Below are 18,324 nucleotides of genomic sequence, written 5' to 3'. Positions count from 1 at the left end.
GATAATACAATTTACATTTAAGTTGGAGTATACTCAAGTTAATAGTTTATATGACATACAATAAGTATATGAAACGGTTATTTTTTCAATTATTATTATCAGTTATGATATCGGCCTGTCATAATTCATATCAACAACAAAAAAATGACGTAATAACAAACATTAAGCCGCAAGATGAGGTTCATAATGATTGTTTAAATAATAGCGTAACAAAAAACTTACATAAAATTGACAATATTGCTGTACAAGGGCGTCCAGTAAGATAATCTAATAGGCATAATTAACATAATGAAAACTATCGAAATTGACGACGAATTATATAAATTTATTGCAGGGCAAACAAAACACATCGGTGAAGATGCATCAAGTATATTGCGACGTTTGTTAAAAATAGAAGCGGATCCTGTTAACTCAAACGCCAAAGTTCATTTAGAAAGTCATTACTCGATGTTCAATGATTTGTTAACCAGCGATACCTTTACGAATGAAAAATCGATTATCAGTCGTTTTTTATTATTACTCGCTGCGCTTTATAACTATAATCCAGCACTTTTTGCCATTGCGGCGACATCGCTTCATGGTAGTAAACGCCAATATCTAGCCAAAGATAAAAAATCTTTAGAGATTTCGGGTAAAAATACTAAACCTCGTGAAATTATTGGCACACCTTATTGGGTAATCAGTAATACCAATACGGCAAGAAAAATTTATATCATTGAATCAATCATGAGCGACATGGGGATTTCAGAAAATACGATTAACCAAATTAAAGATGTGTTTTCAACATCAGTGAAATAAAATTTCTGTAGTCACATATTAATCAGAAAAGCGCTGTAACCATTATCAAATGATTAAAAATTATGTAGAGGAGCGAAAAATGGCAAACCATAGCCGAGCGGGATTATTAGCTAAACCTTCTGATCTAATCAATGTGGAAACCTTACAAGATAACTATTTTCGAATTAAACCCGATACCGATAATATTAGCCAATTGGTGATTTTCGGCACTTCAGGACATCGAGGTAGTTCAAATAAAGGCACATTCAATGAAGCCCATATACTCGCTATCGCTCAAGCTATTGCCGAATACCGTAAATCCCATGGTATCACTGGTCCTTGTTTTATTGGTCAAGATACGCATGCTTTATCTGAATTAGCGCTCAAATCAGTGCTTGAAGTGTTCGTTGCTAACGAACAGACTGTTGTTATTGCACATGATTGGGGATATACCCCTACTCCAGTTATTTCACATGCAATTTTAACGTATAATCAAGATAAAAAATCACAGCTTGCTGATGGTATTGTCATTACTCCTTCCCATAATCCCCCAGAAGATGGTGGAATTAAATATAATCCAACAAATGGTGGCCCCGCTGATACTGACATCACTAAACAAATCGAACATCGAGCAAATGAACTCCTTAAACAGCAATTAGACGGTGTGAAAAGGGTCTCATTAGACAAAGCCACTCATTCACAATTTATTCATACCAAAGAATATGAGACTGATTATATTAACGATCTGGAAAACATTGTTGATCTTGCATTGATTAAATCTTCATCGCTTAAAATAGGCGTTGATCCATTAGGTGGCGCAGGTATTACCTATTGGCCCCGAATTGCTGAAAAGTATGGTCTGAATCTTGATATTGTAAATAACAAAATTGATCCTACCTTTAGTTTTATGCATTTAGATCACGACGAAGTGATCAGAATGGATTGTTCCAGCCGCTGGGCAATGGATGGTTTGTTAAATTTAAAAGACAAGTTTGATCTAGCATTCGGTAATGACACCGATTTTGATCGCCATGGGATCGTTACGCCAAAAGGATTAATGAACCCAAACGCTTATCTTTCAGCTTGTGTAAATTATTTATTTCAGCACCGTCCAGAGTGGCATAAAGATGTTGCCATTGGCAAAACAGTGGTGACAAGTTCAATGATAGATCGCGTTGCAAACAGTCTAAACCGAAAATTTTTAGAATACCCTGTCGGTTTTAAATGGTATGCCCAAGGACTTTATGATGGTCAATTAGGCTTTGCCGGTGAAGAAAGTGCAGGCGCATCATTTTTACGAACGAATGGTAAAGTTTGGTCAACCGATAAAGATGGGATTATTTTATGTCTACTGGCAGCAGAAATGACCGCCAAAATAGGCAAAAACCCTCAAGAACAATATCAACAACTTGAGGATAAATTTGGCGTTTCTTATTATGGCAGAATCCAGGCACCCGCATCATTTGCTGAAAAACAAAAACTAGCCAAACTTGATGCAAGCCAACTGACAACCGATCAACTTGCGGGTGAAAAAATTACCCAATGTTTAACCTCTGCGCCAGCTAATCATGCCCCAATTGGTGGATTGAAAGTTATCACTGAAAATGGCTGGTTTGCAGCCCGACCTTCTGGCACTGAAGATGCGTATAAAATTTATGCGGAAAGTTTTATCAGCAATCAGCATTTAGCTTTACTTCAAGAAGAAGCACAACAAATTGTTGCTAATGCCATTAAGTAATTGAAACAAAAAAGCCGACGTTATGTCGGCTTTTAATTATGAATGTACGAAAAAGATTTTTTATTGTTTATTTTTATAGGTAGTTGTATATAGCTTAATGAAATATGCTTAATACACCTTCATTGTGAACATTTGACGGTTAATGTTTTCGTAGTCATTTTACTTTATTTATATTTGTTAATTTCAAGTTATTTAAGTCTAAATTTGGAAAATCTACAACAACAATAACAAGGTCTAAACAACAATTGAGTGACCAAATAATTTATAAATTAAAATTAAGTTTATCAACTTAATCAGTGAAGTTAATGATAAGTGGTTTACTGTTTATGTAAGAAAAATTGGATAGATGTCATCATATCCCCAATAAATTGATGTTTTTTATTGAGGATGTGATTTAGTTTTTAGATTCGTGTTGGTTTTTTGGCTGTGGCTTGTCTTGATGATTTTGACAAGTTGTTAAGTTTAGTTCTTTTTGGTCTGAAACTACGTTTATCCGTTTTGGCGTCAATGAATGATTTGGATTCTTTTGCTAATCCGACAATATCACGTAGATAATTAACCGAATCAATACTTAACTCCATCCAAGTTCCTCGTGATAAACCTTTAGGCAAGGTTATATTGCCATAACGAATACGCAGCAAACGACTTACTTGTACATCAATCGCTTCCCACATTCGTCGCACTTCACGGTTACGCCCTTCAGTTATGACGACATTAAACCACTGATTTAAACCATCACCACCTTGCGCTTTTACAGATTTAAAAGAAGCTGGGCCATCTTCAAGTTGCACCCCTTTGCGTAATTGATTAACTTGCTGATCAGTCACATTTCCAAATACACGTACCGCATATTCACGTTCTATTTCATGACGAGGATGCATTAATCGATTAGCCAATTCACCATCTGTGGTAAAAAGGAGTAAACCGGAAGTATTAATATCCAATCGTCCAATATTAATCCAACGGGCATTTTTTAAACGCGGTAATCGAGCAAAAACCGTTGCTCGCCCTTGTGGATCGCTTCGCGAACAGATTTCCCCTTCAGGTTTGTAATAGGCTAATACACGACAAACCGTTTTTTCTTTACTTCTTAGCTGAACTAAGTGTCCATTAATTCGAATTTTAGGGTTAGCATTTACATCAACCCTATCACCTAATGTTGCAATTTTTCCGTCAACGCTAATTTTTCCTGCGGCTATCATCGCCTCAATTTCACGACGTGAGCCATTACCTAAATTAGCTAACACTTTTTGCAACTTTTCAGTATTGTCATTTACTTTTTTCATATTTTCCTCGCTACCTTCACAGGTATCAGATTAACTATATCTTTGTTCGTTTTGTGAAAAACGACGATTTACACATATTGCTTTACTAGCATTACAATTAATACGTTAGTGCTCAGCTTGACTAACTTAAAAATGGATAGTGTTTACCAAACAAAATCATTAGATTATCCATAATTTGAACTTCAATATTTCAAAAACACCCAATAAATAGCTACCATGATTAAATAATCCAGATGCTTTTAATAGTGAGCTCTTGAAATATTTGATCACGATTCAAAAGGTTTTATATCACCACTTCCTTGACGAATAATATCAGGGTAATCATTTGTTAAATCAATAACGGTTGTAGGTTGTTGACCTATATAACCACCATGGACAACAGCATCAAGTAGATGTCCAATTCTATCCTCAATTTCATCCGGATCGGATTGCGCTTCCTCTTCATTTGGTAAAATTAACGTTGTGGTCATCAATGGTTGCCCTAATAGATCCAGTAACGCTAAATCAATTTTGTTGTCCGGTATACGCAACCCTATGGTTTTTCGCTTGTCATTCATCAAGCGACGTGGTACTTCTTTACTTGCAGGTAAAATAAAAACGTATTTACCGGGCGTATTATTTTTTAACAGTCGAAACGTAATATTATCGACCATTGCATAGGAAGATAATTCCGATAAATCTCGACACATCAACGTAAAATTATGATATTTATCAAGCTGTCGTATTTTACAAATACGCTCAACACCATTTTTATTATCAAGCAAGCAACCTAATGAATAACCGGAATCAGTAGGAAAAGCGATAACGCCACCCTCTTTTAAGATTTTAACAACTTGTTCTAATAATCGATTTTGAGGATTGTCCGGATGAATATAAAAAGTTTGGCTCATAATGTTCTTCTATATTAATATTAAATTTAAAACACTTTTTACAATGTCAGATTGGCTATCATGAAGGTTGATAGCATGTTAACTTAAAGCAATTTTAGTCCATATTAATTTAGTTTCCAATTATGCCAAATCGGTGTGACACTGCCTGGCAAAGGGGGCGTTTTTCCTAAATCTAAATAGTTAACCAGATCATGAAAATCCGAACCTTGCGAAGCAAGCAGTTCAAATTCGTTGGCTAATTTAGCTAATCGCTGTAAGTCATCTTGTGTTTGTCGGCTTTGCGAAACTTCAATGGCATCACCACCCCAAGTTTTGAAATCATTAATTAATAATTTTAATTTAGTGCCAGTTAAATCATAACGAGTCGGATGCGCTAATACTGCAAGTCCACCTGCCACATGAATCGCCGTTATTGCCTCTTCAATACTACACCATTTTGCTGGCACATAAGCATATCCACTTTTTCCAAGATATTTTTTAAATGCCGTTTTCACATCTTTGACTAAACCTTGAGCAACAAGAAATCGAGCAAAGTGTGCACGTGACACAATATCCCCCTTTGAAAAAGTCTTTGCTTGTTCATAAGCATCATCAATATGTAACTTGCCCAATTTATAGCTAATTGCCATTGCGCGATCAATCCGACCTTGTTCTTGAGCTTGAAGCAATGTTAATAATTGTTGATTTTCAATATCAATATTCAATCCAACAATATGAATTTCATTATTTTTCCAAGCGGTTGATATTTCAACTCCACTCACCAGTTTAACCGGAAGATTTTCAGTTAAGATCAACTTTTGCGCTTCAGGAATTCCTTTTATGGTATCGTGATCCGTTATCGCTAATATGTCAATTTGGTTATCGACAGCACGTTTAACCAGCTCGCTTGGTGATAGAACACCATCAGAGGCTATAGTATGAGAATGCAAATCTACGATCACTTTTTTCTCGAAAATTATTTTTAAACGTGTAATATACCACACAATTTGCGTGACCACTAAAAGGTATATTATGAAAGATCAAATTCTGCTTGCCCAACAAGATACTCAATCAATTATTGATGAACTTTTAGAAGATGGGAGTGATCCCCATGCGCTGTATTTGATAGAACATCATATTTCTTCAGAAAACTTTGATAAACTTGAAAAAGTTGCAGTAGAAGCCTATAAATTAGGTTATGAAGCAACAGATCCTGATGAAGATGTCGATGATTCTGGTAACGTTATTATTGGTTTTGATATCATCGCTGAAAGCCCCCTCAGTGCTGATTTAATCAATGCACAAATTGCCCAAATTATGACGTTGGCGCACCAATTTAATGTGAATTATGACGGTTGGGGCACTTATTTTGAAGACGGAAGTGACGATATTTTAGATGATAGCGTTTTTGACAATGAAACGTTACATTAATAGCCTAGAAACATTGAACTAATTATTTACCATTCTTATCCAATGGTGATTGGATAAAAATGGTAAACTGTTTCGATTACTCGTTAACTTGCTCAATACGACTTATTCTTTTTCGATCAGCTGAAAGACTACGTACTGATACAACATCACCTTTTTTAATTGTCACGGGATCAGTATAGCGATGCCAATTTTTACCATTATCCGTCGAATATTCTATAATTAATCCCGGAAAAACAATATTAGCATTGAGCTGATTGTTCTCAATTTTAGCCCCTGGGATAGGTAATCGATAATCTATTCCCATTAAATCCAATTTCGCTAATTCTCGCTGACCAACTAAGTTAGCAAAACGTACCCAATCTTGCCGTAATTTTTGTTGATCCACATACTGTGTTTTCCCTTGTATGAATTCACGATCTTTTTGATAACTAAGTTCCCAATCGGCTTGGTGCCACGCTCTTTCTGCCACCGCTAGCAAACGAGGAAATGCCATATATTCCATTTTATTATCGCTACGAATATCTTCTGTCCAAATTTGCGCAGATAATCCGTAAGCGCCCGACCAATTAAGTGTACCTTTAGCGGTAAATGGATTGCCGTCGCGGTCTAACGACGTTTCAGCATTTTGAGGTAAGTTATCAGGCGCAAAAGTAAATATTTTACGTTCATCATTGTAACGTGTAGCCCAATAATAACCGCTTTCTTTAGGATTGACTTCGTATGGCATATCTAAATAGACATAATCCGGATTCGAAATAATGACTTGATAGCCTTTATTTGCCCATTCATTGACTGAGTCAGCCCCCCCCCAATAAAGAGTATCCCAAAAATTCACCGTGACTTTATCAACAGCAAAAGATTTAGCACTGTCGGCATGTTTCATGCCGTCTTGCCAAGCCTGCATATGGTCAATACCATGTTCCTTAATGATAGTACTAACCTGCTCAGCAAAATAACTTGGTAGATGTTCAATTTGTTTGACAATACCTTTAGATATAAAAGCTTGGCATGCTTGTGATTTAGCCCATGGATGGTCTTCATTGCTTTGATCGATAATACCTTTAAAAGCAACTTTTTCTTTAAGCTGTAAATCTTGGTATCCAGATCCTAAATGGATATTTTTAGCTTCATCACCACCAAAATGCCAAGTTGTCAAAGGTTGGCCTGCCTCGATGTGCATGCTAGCTATTTCATCAATAATCTTATTTACAAACCGTTTAGACGAGTCAAGACAAGGGTTTAAATAACTTAATCGATTATAAAATTGAACAGTTGTCGTGTTAGAAGTATCCGTTGGGTCAACTAAACGAAATTCGTTCGCTTGCTGTTCTTTGCCTTCTTTCATTAAACGGTTATAACGTGCTTCCATAGAGACAATCGCCGCTCTAGCATGAGCAGGCATATCAATCTCTGGGATGACCTCAATAAACCGTGCTTTAGCGTATTTAATAATTTCAATATAGTCTTGACGACTTAAATATCCCGAGCCAGATGTATTACTGTCAGGACCAGATCCTAATTGAGGAAGTAAACAAGTTTGTTCAGTAAGATCATGGCAACGTTTACTACCAATTTCGGTGAGTTCTGGTAATCCTGGGATCTCAATTCGCCAACCTTCATCATCACTTAAATGAAAATGAAATTTATTCATTTTATATTTTGCCATTTGATCTAATAAACGCAAAATGGCCTGTTTAGATTTAAAATTACGGCCAATATCAAGCATGACACCACGATATTCAAATCGAGGCGAGTCAATGACATTAAGTGTTGGAATGGTATGAGAATGATCGACATAAATTGTCGATAAAATGGATTGGATCGCGTAAAAAATTCCAGTCTCATCATAAGCTGTAATGGTTGCTTTGTCTTTGTTGATTACTAACTGATAAGCCCCTGCTTGCTTTTGGGAAAATTGTTGAGGTTCGATTGTTGCTTGTATTTTAAAGCCTTGTTGAGTAATCGGGATATTTAATGCTTTAAATTCAGTCTGTATAACAGCTAAACTGTCTTGATTTAATCCATTTAAAACTAAATTTACCCCTTGCGAATCGAGCGTTATATCTTCATTTCCAATGGATATTTTACTTGGTGTTGGCAAGATTTGCCCACGTAATGTTTCTGCCGATAAGTTTTCAATATCGGCATTATATTGAAAACGATTGACGGGTGTCATTAAAATATTATGATCATCAGCCGTTCTTTTCCAGTGTTGATTAATTGGCGACACAAATGCCGATAAATTATCAGAATCTGTATTGGTATTTGCTATAATTTTAGGGGTTGCATTGGTCGATGTCACATACCAACGAGGCATAATATCACTTTCGCTCAAGATCCAATATTCACCAATCATAGGAATTTCGATAGTGCTTTTAGCAGGAAAACCAACAAATTTATCTGTCGGCTCAATTTTATGAAGATCGCCTGTTAGGTGTGTAATTTTAAACTGATCATTGTCAACGGACAAAATCATACGAATACTACTAAAATAAATTGCCCAATCTTTATCATTAATTGCTGAACCTTTATTTGTTAACGAAATAGTCACTTTATTACATGCAGCCCAGTCCGCACCTAAAGCAGCACAATTGATACCATGATCATTTGCCTGATTATCATTAACAGTATATTTAACATTAAGTTGAGCACTCATTAAATCAACTGTCTTTTGATTTGCATAAGCTGATTGTGTAACGCCTATACTTAATAAAGAGGCTATCGAGGTTGCAAGTATTGCAGTTTTAAGCTTTTTCATTATTTTTTTACCTATTTTTGTTTTGCATTAAATATAGTGAATGGAACGGTAACAATAAATTTGATATCTCGTTCATCTTGGAAAATATTGCCATAACCTTCACTCCAGCTTGGTATTTTTGAGTGGTTATTATATTTGGTATAATGTAACTGGAAAGAGGTGTTTTTAGCAAAACCTTGTGGTACGGTATAACCTAAATCGAAGTTATACGCTGATTCAATCAACCGTCTTTTTTGGTCAAAATCTTTATTAGTACTTGGTTTAGCATCCCAGCCATAAGCATACGAAGCGCCAGTTCTCCAACCAGATAAATAGTGTGATAGATGACTTAAATCATAGGTAACTTCTGCAAATAATGCTTTTTCACCATTGGCATTAAAATCTGAACGTGAATTCCACCAGACATCTAAACGACCATTTGAGGAAGCATAATCAGGCGTCATTCGTTGTAAGAAGAATCCTTGTTCACCTTGTGCTTTAACTGCTACACCTTCAAGACGTAACCCTACTGGCCCCATTTGATAACCTAACGTCGCAGCTTGTAACCATGCTAAACCATCATATACTTTAGCTCCCTTATGAGACTGATCTTTCGCACCATAAAATTGATAACTCATTGTTAACGGGTTATCCAAAATATCTAATTGATAAGACGCTTTACCAAAAAACTGATTCATATAGTTATGGGATTGACCAAATGCGCCTTCTAGCACGACATTATTTTTAAAATCATACTTCAAACCAGCAGAATGTAAGTAATCGATCTTTCTTCCTTTTTGCCATTGTCTAAATTCATAAAGTCGTTTATACCAAGGTGCTTTATATTTATCTGCCCACATATAGGACATAGATAACACCCCCGCAGAGTCAAAATCAAGCTTTGTACCAAATTCAACGCCTCGATAAGTGCCTGGTAATAAACTCCAGTGTGGAGCAAGCAACGTTTGTCCTGACGGTTGAATATACCCCGCTTTGAGCCAAAATAGTTCATCAAGTTTGAAGTTCATTTGGGCTTTATAGAAACTAAGACCACTAATATCTTTTTTCCAATTTTCGTCCCAACGATTATTGGCACCACTAAAACCGATTTCATTAGGATGACCATTACCACCATTACTGACTTCCCAAGCACCATAGCCGCCCAATTCTAAAGCAAGCATATCGGCTATATAACCTGTTTTAAAATCCAGATTGGTATTGAAAGAAGTATGCCTTAGGTTTTTCTCATATTTATGTTGAGTGACATTCTTTCTTTCCCGATCACGATTCCAAAAAAAGACATTACCGGTTAATGAAGCATCCTCAACAAAGGGATGGGTATATTCTGCTTGTGCAGGCAACGCACTGATTAAAATGGAGCAAGACAAAATGAGCTTAGTGATACGACTGAGTGAACGAGTGGTTAATAGGGGGTTATAAAAATTCATATCTGCTTCCTTGAAATGACTTTTTTAAATCAACGATCAGATTAGTCCGTTAACAACTTATCTTTATGGATCAAAAAATCATTTTCTACCTAAAATCAATAAAATACGACAAAATTAATGTCAATCTTCTGTACAAACAATTGGTTAAATTTACTAAATTAATCTAAAACTCCTGTGAATAAGGTGTTTTCATAATGCATAAACATATTTTGGTTATCAAATTAAATGTTGTTAAATCGTGATCCGAATCACCAAAATACCCCTTTTTTTTTCTAATTTTTCGATAAATATCACAACTTTTTTTATATTAAAAAATAAGAAAAGATTAATAAAGTTTTGAACTAACCCAGACGATCGCTTAACGCATTCAGATGTATAAATCCTATGTTTAAATAAATTTGCTTGTCAGAAATGAAAATATAGGGAGGGGAAAAAAGAAAAATCAAAAAATTCTTATTACTAATACTGAGATTAAACCCTATTGATAAAATTTAATTTATTAATAGGGATTTAATCACATCAATCAATTTTAATTTTCAGTATTAATTTCATCAAAACTTTTTACTAGCTCATCAATAGCTTTCATCTGTTTTAAAAATGGCTCAAGTTTAGCTAATGGAAGTGCTGAAGGTCCATCACATTTTGCATGGCTTGGATCAGGATGTGATTCTAAAAATAGCCCTGCTATACCCACTGCCATGCCTGCACGAGCAAGTTCGGTCACTTGTCCACGACGTCCACCAGATGCTGCTCCCATAGGATCACGACATTGTAAGGCATGAGTGACATCAAAAATTACCGGTGAACCATGGCTGGCTTTTTTCATGATATTAAAGCCAAGCATATCAACCACTAAATTATCATAACCAAAGCAGCTACCACGATCACAAAGAATAATTTGATCATTGCCTGCTTCCTCAAATTTTTCAACTATATTGCCCATTTGTCCGGGACTAACAAATTGTGGTTTTTTAACGTTAATGACGGCACCTGTCTTCGCCATTGCCACAACGAGATCGGTTTGTCTGGCTAAAAAAGCCGGTAGTTGAATAACGTCAACAACATCGGCAACGGGTTGACACTGTTGTTCGGTATGAACATCAGTAATGATTTTTACGCCAAATTGTTGTTTTAATTCTTGAAAAATTTTCATGCCTTCTTCCAAACCAGGGCCTCGATAGGAATGAACAGAAGAACGATTCGCTTTATCAAACGAAGCTTTGAAAATATAAGGGATGTTGAGTTTATCCGTGACCGTCACAAAGTGCTCGCAAATTTTCATTGCCAAATCACGTGATTCAAGCACATTCATACCACCAAATAACACAAATGGAAGATCATTTGCGACCGTAATATCCCTGACTTTTACTTGTTTTTGCTTCATCATAAATTGTTTCCTAGTTAAGGTTTGAACCAACGACCAAGCGTCACTCGATCATTGCCACTATAGTCTGTGAAGGTTTCAACTAATTGAAATCCATGTTGTTTGAAAATCGTTTGTACTGCAGAGCCTTGCTTCCAACCATGCTCGATCAGTAACCAACCATATTGATTCAGATGTTTGGTAGCCCCTTTGACAATTAACTTTATATCCGCAAGTCCATCGTCGTCTGACACAAGTGCTGTTCTTGGCTCATAACGAACGTCACCTTGAGATAGATGAATATCTGTTGGCTCAATATAAGGCGGGTTGGATGTTATCATCGAAAATTTACGGGTTTTGAGTGGTTTATACCAATCACCTTGTAAAAAATAAACATTATTTACACCGATTTGTGTCGCATTTTGTTGAGCTAATATTAGCGCATCTCGATTTTTTTCAACAGCAGTAAAAAGACAGTCTCGGCGTTCTGTTGCCATAGCAATGGCTATGGCTCCTGTACCTGTTCCAAGATCTAAAACTTCACAGGGAATTTTAGGTAGGTATTCTAATCCCAGCTCAACTAATTTTTCGGTATCTGGTCTTGGAATCAAGGTACAGTCCGACACATTAAATTTTAAAGACCAAAACTCTTTTTCCCCAGTAATGTAAGCAATCGGTTCACCCGCTTGCCGACGAGCTAAATATGCATTGAGGCGCGTTAACTCATCGTCTGATAATGAAGTTTCACTAAACGCCATTAAAAATGTTCGTGTTTTGTGCGTCACAAAACTTAATAGTATTTCCGCATCACGCTTGGGACTTTCACTTTCACTTAAAGTTTGAGATGCATATTTAAGCCACTCTAAATAAGTCATTCATCTTGTTCCGATAATGCAGCAAGCTGGTCTGCCTGATATTCTTGTACAATTGGATCAATCAACATTTCTAACTTGCCTTCCATAACTTCATCTAAGCGATAAATCGTCAAATTGATACGATGATCTGTTACTCGTCCTTGTGGATAGTTATAGGTTCGAATACGATCTGAACGATCACCAGTACCTAAAAGGTTACGTCTGGTCGACGCCTCTTCTTGTTGGCGTTTTCGGGTTTCAGCGTCTTGGATTCGTGCAGCTAACACCGACATCGCTTTAGCTTTATTTTTATGTTGAGAACGTTCATCCTGACATTCAACCACAATTCCTGTTGGAATATGCGTAATACGAATAGCTGAATCGGTTGTATTAACGTGCTGACCCCCTGCCCCAGACGAACGATAAGTATCAATTTTTAAGTCAGCGGGATTAATTTCAGGCATTTCTGCTTCTGGAATTTCAGGTAACACCGCTACCGTACATGCAGATGTATGAATACGACCTTGCGATTCTGTTTCAGGTACACGCTGCACACGATGACCACCCGATTCAAATTTTAAGTTACCATAAACGCCGTCGCCACTGACTAACATAATGACTTCTTTATAGCCACCATGCTCACCCTCATTGGCACTCATAATTTCAACTCGCCAATGACGGGATTCTGCATATCTTGTATACATTCTTGCAAGATCGCCAGCGAATATTGCTGCTTCATCTCCACCTGTTCCAGCTCGAACTTCAACAAAGCAGTTATAATCATCATTGGGATCTTTAGGTAATAATAAAACTTGTAACTGCTTTTCTTGCTCTTCGATACGGTTTAACGCTTCATTTAACTCTTCTTGAGCCATTTCACTCATTTCAGGATCGGCAAGCATCATTTTAGCAGTTTCAATATCTTCTTGAGTCTGCTTCCAACTTGTAAAACATTTCACCACACCCGTTAATTGCGCATATTCTTTAGAAAGAGTACGGAATCGATTTTGATCGGCAATCACCGAGGCATCAGACAATAACGCTTGAACCTCTTCGTAGCGCTCTTGCAAAGTTTCTAACTTACTGATAATTGAGGGTTTCATATAAAAGTCTATTTTTAATCGTGAATAAATGAATTTGCGGGGCATTATATACTTAATCGCCTTTAAAATACAGTTTCCCTACTTTTTCATCCTTGCAACTATTAATAATGCTGTGAAATATCTCAGAATTTTATTTTAAATACCGACATTCAAAAAGTGTTATTCATTTCACAAAAATCACTTTTTAATCTTTTCAAAAATTTGCTTAGTCGTTACTATAATTCAGTTGATTGATTACTTTGTTAAAAGGTCTTTACTTTATTCAACGCTTTTTATGAATACAGGAAAAGATAACTAAAAATATGTTAAATGATCGGTTTAAGGCACAGATTTTACTGTTAAATAACGTTTATTAAGAAGGAATAAGCTTAAATATCAATATTCGCATCACATTCACTCTTTTACAGGTTGATAATATGAAGCAAACGATATGGAAACTTGAAAATTGTATTAAAGATTATGATTGGGGAAGTATCGATAGTATTACGACTTTATTTGGTATTAAAAACCCAAGCCAAAAGCCGATGGCTGAAATATGGATGGGTATACATCCTCTGGGTTGTTCAAAGATTATCGGTTTAAATGGCGAAAAGATAAATCTTAATGCGCTTATCAATCAAAACCCATTGCAGATTTTGGGTAAAAATACTTATCAACTTTTCGGTACTCTTCCCTATTTATTCAAAGTACTCGCAGCAAATAAACCCCTTTCAATTCAGGTTCATCCGACTAAAGCTGATGCTCAAAAAGGTTTTGAAAAAGAAAATAAATTAGGTATCGATCTTCATTCACCAAACCGAAATTTTAAAGATCCCAATCATAAACCAGAATTATTGTATGCACTCACGCCATTTAAAGCCATGAATTCGTTTCGACCGATTGAGCAAATATTATCATTTTTTTCGCAAATAACTATCCCTATCTTTAACCATGAATTAGCACAATTACAAAATAATCCTCATCCAAAACAACTGAAACACTTTTTTCAATTCTTGTTGAATCTTTCTCCAGACCAAAAATTACAAGCTATTCATCAATTATTAGCCTGTACTAGAAGTTTCAATCAAGAGCCTTTTTTAACCATTCATACACTGGTAAAAGATTATCCTAACGATATTGGTTTGTTTATGCCTTTAATTTTAAATGTGATTGAACTCAAGCCATCTCAAGCGATGTTTTTACATGCCCAAACACCGCATTGTTATTTATCGGGAACCGGTTTTGAAGTGATGGCAAATTCAGATAATGTTTTAAGAGCAGGTTTAACCCATAAGTTTATTGATATTGACGCATTAATAGCGAATACGAACTTTAGCAGTATTGATGCTAGTGAATTGCTAATTAATCCGTTAATTAATCATAATAAAATTGATTTTCCTGTTCCCGTTAATGATTTTAAATTTGAAATCATTCAAAGTGATCTTCAATTAAGAAAAGAAAAAGTCAACAGCCCTCAAATCCTATTTTGTGCAAATGGCGCTATTACATTAACAACAAAACATGAAGTACTCACTTTAAATAAAGGGGAATCGGTGTTTATTGCGTATCATGCCAAATATTATAGTTATAGTGGGAAAGGATGTTTTGCAAAAGTGAGTGATTAAAAAAAAGCCGTCAATCATTGACGGCATAAATTTTAAGATAGATAGAATGACTGAATATAAACTATTTTTTTACTGCTTTCGGATTCGGTAAATCAGTTACCGTTCCTTCATAAATTTCAGCAGCAAGTCCAATTGATTCATGAAGTGTTGGATGCGCATGAATAGTTAAGGCTATATCTTCGGCATCACACCCCATTTCAACCGCAAGGGTAATCTCTCCAAGCAATTCACCGCCATTAGCACCAACGACTGCGCCACCTAAAAGGCGATTATCTGCTTTATTGAAGATCAGCTTAGTCATCCCTTGTGAACAATCCGATGCGATAGCTCGCCCAGATGCTGCCCATGGGAAGATAGACACTTCATAATCGATACCCTTTTCTTTCGCTTCTTTTTCGGTTAAACCAACCCAAGCAACCTCTGGCTCAGTATAAGCAATAGAAGGAATCGTTTTTGGATCAAAATAGTGTTTTTTGCCCGCAATCACTTCAGCAGCCACATGTCCTTCGTGAACGCCCTTGTGCGCAAGCATTGGTTGACCAACAATATCACCTATAGCATAGATATGTGGAACATTGGTGCGCATTTGTTTATCGACTTCAATAAAACCACGATCAGTAACGTTCACGCCGGCTTTTTCAGCACTAATTAGTTTTCCATTTGGCGAACGTCCAATTGCCACTAATACGGCATCATAAGTGTGTGTTTCAGTGGTTCCGTCTTTTTTCTCCATAGTGACGTAAATCGCATCATGTTTTGCTTCAACCGTCGTTACTTTTGTTTCAAGACGTAAGGTGAATTTATCCTGAATCTGTTTTGTAAAGACTTTGATCACATCTTTATCAGCAGCAGGAATGACCTGATCAAACATTTCAACCACATCAACTTCTGAACCTAAGGCATGATAAACCGTGCCCATTTCAAGCCCAATAATTCCCCCACCCATTAATAATAATTTTTTAGGAATGGTTGTCAAAGCAAGCGCATCTGTGGAATCCCAAATACGAGGATCATCATGCGGAATAAAAGGTAATTTAATTGGTCGAGACCCAGCTGCAATAATAGCATTATCAAACGTAATTTTAGTAATACCTTTTGCAGATGTCACATCCATAGTATGACTACCGGTAAATTGCGCTTCGCCCTGAATAACATTGACTTTACGCATTTTAGCCATACCTGCTAATCCATTAGTTAACTGATTAATGACCTTCTCTTTCCAACCTCGAACTTTATCCAGTTCAAGTTTAGGTGTACCAAAATGAATTCCATGTTCTGTCAGTGATTTGGCTTCGTCCATGACTTTAGCTACATGCAAAAGTGCTTTAGAAGGAATACATCCCACATTTAAGCATACGCCACCCAATGTAGAATAGCGTTCAACTAACGTTACGTCTAATCCAAGATCGGCGGCACGGAACGCAGCAGAATAACCTGCTGGACCAGCACCTAAAACCACCACTTGTGTTTTAACTTCTTGACTCATAATTTATTCTCCTAAACTACATCACTAATCGACGTAAGTCAGATAAGACGTTAACAATATGGCTTAAGAAGCGTGCACCGTCTGCACCATCAATCACACGATGATCAAATGACAGAGATAAAGGTAACATTAAACGTGGCGTAAACTCTTTACCATTCCAAACAGGTTTCATACTTGAGCGTGACACCCCTAAAATACCAACTTCAGGTGCATTCACAATTGGGGTAAATGAAGTTGTACCAATACCACCTAAACTTGAAATTGTAAAACATCCGCCCTGCATATCCGCACCAGTTAATTTACCTTCACGAGCTTTTTTCGAGATTTCGGCAAGTTCACGAGATAACTCAACGATGCCTTTTTTATTGACATCTTTAAATACCGGTACGACTAAACCGTTTGGCGTATCAACTGCGACACCAATATTGATGTATTTTTTGATAATCAAGGTTTGCGCATCTTCCGATAATGAACTATTAAAACGTGGATAAGCAGTTAATGCACTTGCCACCGCTTTCATAATAAACACTAATGGCGTGATCTTAAGATCAAGTTTTTTCTTCTCTGCTTCGGCATTTTGTTGTTTACGGAATGCTTCTAAATCCGTAATATCGGTTTCGTCAAATTCAGTAACATGAGGAATCATGACCCAGTTACGATGTAAATTTGCTCCTGACACTTTTTGGATTTTAGTTAATGGTAAAGTTTCAGTTTCACCAAATTTGCTAAAATCAACTTTCGGCCATGGTAATAATCCCGGTAATGCTCCGCCTGTTGCACCACTTTCAACTTGTTTAACCGCATTTTTAACGTAAGCTTGAATATCTTCACGTAGGATTCGGTTTTTAGGCCCTGTTGGTGATACTTTAGCCAGATTCACGCCAAATTCACGCGCTAAACGACGAACAGAAGGTGTTGCATGTGCATATGCATCATTTTCAACAAAATCATTACTTGCCGTTGTAGAAGCCGTTGCAGCAGGAGTAGAAACATTACTCACCGGTGCAGCAACTGAAGCTGATTTTTCTGGTGCTGTCGGCGCTGGCGTTGCAGTTGCAGCGTTAGCTGGCGCACTGCTGGATGCCGTTTCAAATTCCATAATTTTGGAACCTGTCTTCACTTTATCGCCAACTTTAACTGTTATCGTTTTAACCACACCTGCGATAGAGGCAGGTATTTCCATTGAGGCTTTATCGCCTTCAACAGTAATAAGTGAATCATCTACCGATATAGTATCACCGACTTTCACTAAAATTTCGGTCACTTCGACTTCGTCACCGCCAATATCTGGCACATTAACATCGACTGTTTGACTTACGGTTGCAGCCGCTGGAGCAACATCGACTTTCGGGGCAGACTCTGCTTGAGCTGGCGCAGATTCTGCGCCATTCTCGGTATCAAATACCATAATATCGACACCAGTTTTAACTTTATCGCCGACTTTGACTGAGATAGATTTTACGATCCCTGCTTGTGGCGCAGGGATTTCCATTGAGGCTTTATCGCCTTCAACCGTTAATAATGATTGATCGACTTCTACCTTGTCTCCCACTTTTACAAGGATTTCGGTGACTTCGACTTCATCACTGCCAATGTCAGGTAATTTAATTTCAATACTCATGTTGGTT

Annotated in this window: 14 protein-coding genes; 4 read left to right on the top strand and 10 right to left on the bottom strand. The window is 36.7% G+C overall.

What is annotated here, in order from left to right:
- The first annotated feature begins 288 nt into the window (after window positions 1-288).
- Window positions 289-798, top strand: coding sequence for a hypothetical protein (locus tag J3U35_RS06335; protein ID WP_065559380.1), 510 nt, complete (start codon window positions 289-291; stop codon window positions 796-798).
- 79 nt (window positions 799-877) lie between these two features.
- A complete protein-coding gene (gene pgm / locus J3U35_RS06330) occupies window positions 878-2,515 on the top strand; it encodes a phosphoglucomutase (alpha-D-glucose-1,6-bisphosphate-dependent) (RefSeq protein WP_267352549.1) in 1,638 nt (545 codons plus the stop codon).
- A 401-nt stretch (window positions 2,516-2,916) separates the two neighbouring features.
- Here the strand turns inward: pgm and rluB are convergent, their stop codons facing one another.
- From rluB to rnm, 3 genes are all read right to left on the bottom strand, one after another.
- Window positions 2,917-3,801: a 23S rRNA pseudouridine(2605) synthase RluB gene (gene rluB / locus J3U35_RS06325; protein WP_267360285.1), complete on the bottom strand. Its 885-nt coding sequence runs from the start codon at window positions 3,799-3,801 to the stop codon at window positions 2,917-2,919.
- A gap of 266 nt (window positions 3,802-4,067) precedes the next feature.
- Window positions 4,068-4,691: an L-threonylcarbamoyladenylate synthase gene (locus J3U35_RS06320; protein WP_267352547.1), complete on the bottom strand. Its 624-nt coding sequence runs from the start codon at window positions 4,689-4,691 to the stop codon at window positions 4,068-4,070.
- Window positions 4,692-4,795: 104 nt separating this feature from the next.
- On the bottom strand, window positions 4,796-5,632 hold the full coding sequence (rnm, locus tag J3U35_RS06315) for an RNase RNM (protein ID WP_267360283.1): 837 nt from the start codon (window positions 5,630-5,632) through the stop codon (window positions 4,796-4,798).
- A 70-nt stretch (window positions 5,633-5,702) separates the two neighbouring features.
- On the opposite strand from rnm, the gene rraB reads away from it, so the two are divergent.
- Entirely contained in the window at window positions 5,703-6,101 is a 399-nt protein-coding gene (rraB, locus tag J3U35_RS06310; protein WP_267352545.1) for a ribonuclease E inhibitor RraB, read from the top strand.
- Between the two features lie 76 nt (window positions 6,102-6,177).
- Here the strand turns inward: rraB and J3U35_RS06305 are convergent, their stop codons facing one another.
- The 5 genes from J3U35_RS06305 to prfA form a co-directional block, all read right to left on the bottom strand.
- A complete protein-coding gene (locus J3U35_RS06305; protein WP_267360281.1) occupies window positions 6,178-8,859 on the bottom strand; it encodes a beta-N-acetylhexosaminidase in 2,682 nt (893 codons plus the stop codon).
- Between the two features lie 11 nt (window positions 8,860-8,870).
- Window positions 8,871-10,286 carry an OprD family outer membrane porin gene (locus J3U35_RS06300; RefSeq protein WP_267360279.1) on the bottom strand — a complete coding sequence of 472 codons (1,416 nt, stop codon included), beginning with the start codon at window positions 10,284-10,286 and terminating at the stop codon, window positions 8,871-8,873.
- A gap of 529 nt (window positions 10,287-10,815) precedes the next feature.
- Window positions 10,816-11,670 carry a 3-deoxy-8-phosphooctulonate synthase gene (kdsA, locus tag J3U35_RS06295; RefSeq protein WP_324123836.1) on the bottom strand — a complete coding sequence of 285 codons (855 nt, stop codon included), beginning with the start codon at window positions 11,668-11,670 and terminating at the stop codon, window positions 10,816-10,818.
- 17 nt (window positions 11,671-11,687) lie between these two features.
- Entirely contained in the window at window positions 11,688-12,524 is an 837-nt protein-coding gene (prmC, locus tag J3U35_RS06290) for a peptide chain release factor N(5)-glutamine methyltransferase (RefSeq protein ID WP_267352541.1), read from the bottom strand.
- Window positions 12,521-13,606 (bottom strand): peptide chain release factor 1, encoded by a 1,086-nt coding sequence (gene prfA, locus J3U35_RS06285; RefSeq protein WP_267352540.1) that lies wholly within the window; start codon window positions 13,604-13,606, stop codon window positions 12,521-12,523. Before prfA ends, prmC begins: the two co-directional genes overlap by 4 nt.
- 416 nt (window positions 13,607-14,022) lie before the next feature.
- Here prfA and manA point away from each other — a divergent pair, with 416 nt between their 5' ends.
- Complete coding sequence (gene manA / locus J3U35_RS06280; RefSeq protein WP_267360276.1) at window positions 14,023-15,210, top strand: mannose-6-phosphate isomerase, class I; 1,188 nt, start codon at window positions 14,023-14,025, stop codon at window positions 15,208-15,210.
- A 61-nt stretch (window positions 15,211-15,271) separates the two neighbouring features.
- On the opposite strand, the gene lpdA is transcribed toward manA, so the two are convergent.
- On the bottom strand, window positions 15,272-16,696 hold the full coding sequence (lpdA, locus tag J3U35_RS06275) for a dihydrolipoyl dehydrogenase (protein ID WP_065559371.1): 1,425 nt from the start codon (window positions 16,694-16,696) through the stop codon (window positions 15,272-15,274).
- Between the two features lie 16 nt (window positions 16,697-16,712).
- A complete protein-coding gene (gene aceF, locus J3U35_RS06270) occupies window positions 16,713-18,317 on the bottom strand; it encodes a pyruvate dehydrogenase complex dihydrolipoyllysine-residue acetyltransferase (RefSeq protein ID WP_416380686.1) in 1,605 nt (534 codons plus the stop codon).
- Window positions 18,318-18,324: the final 7 nt, after the last annotated feature.

The sequence above is a fragment of the Gilliamella sp. B2717 genome (assembly GCF_026536675.1).
Taxonomy (GTDB): Bacteria; Pseudomonadota; Gammaproteobacteria; order Enterobacterales; family Orbaceae; genus Gilliamella; species Gilliamella apicola_I.
The sequence above is the reverse complement of the archived record's forward strand: the minus strand, read 5'-3'. Positions and strand labels throughout refer to the sequence as shown.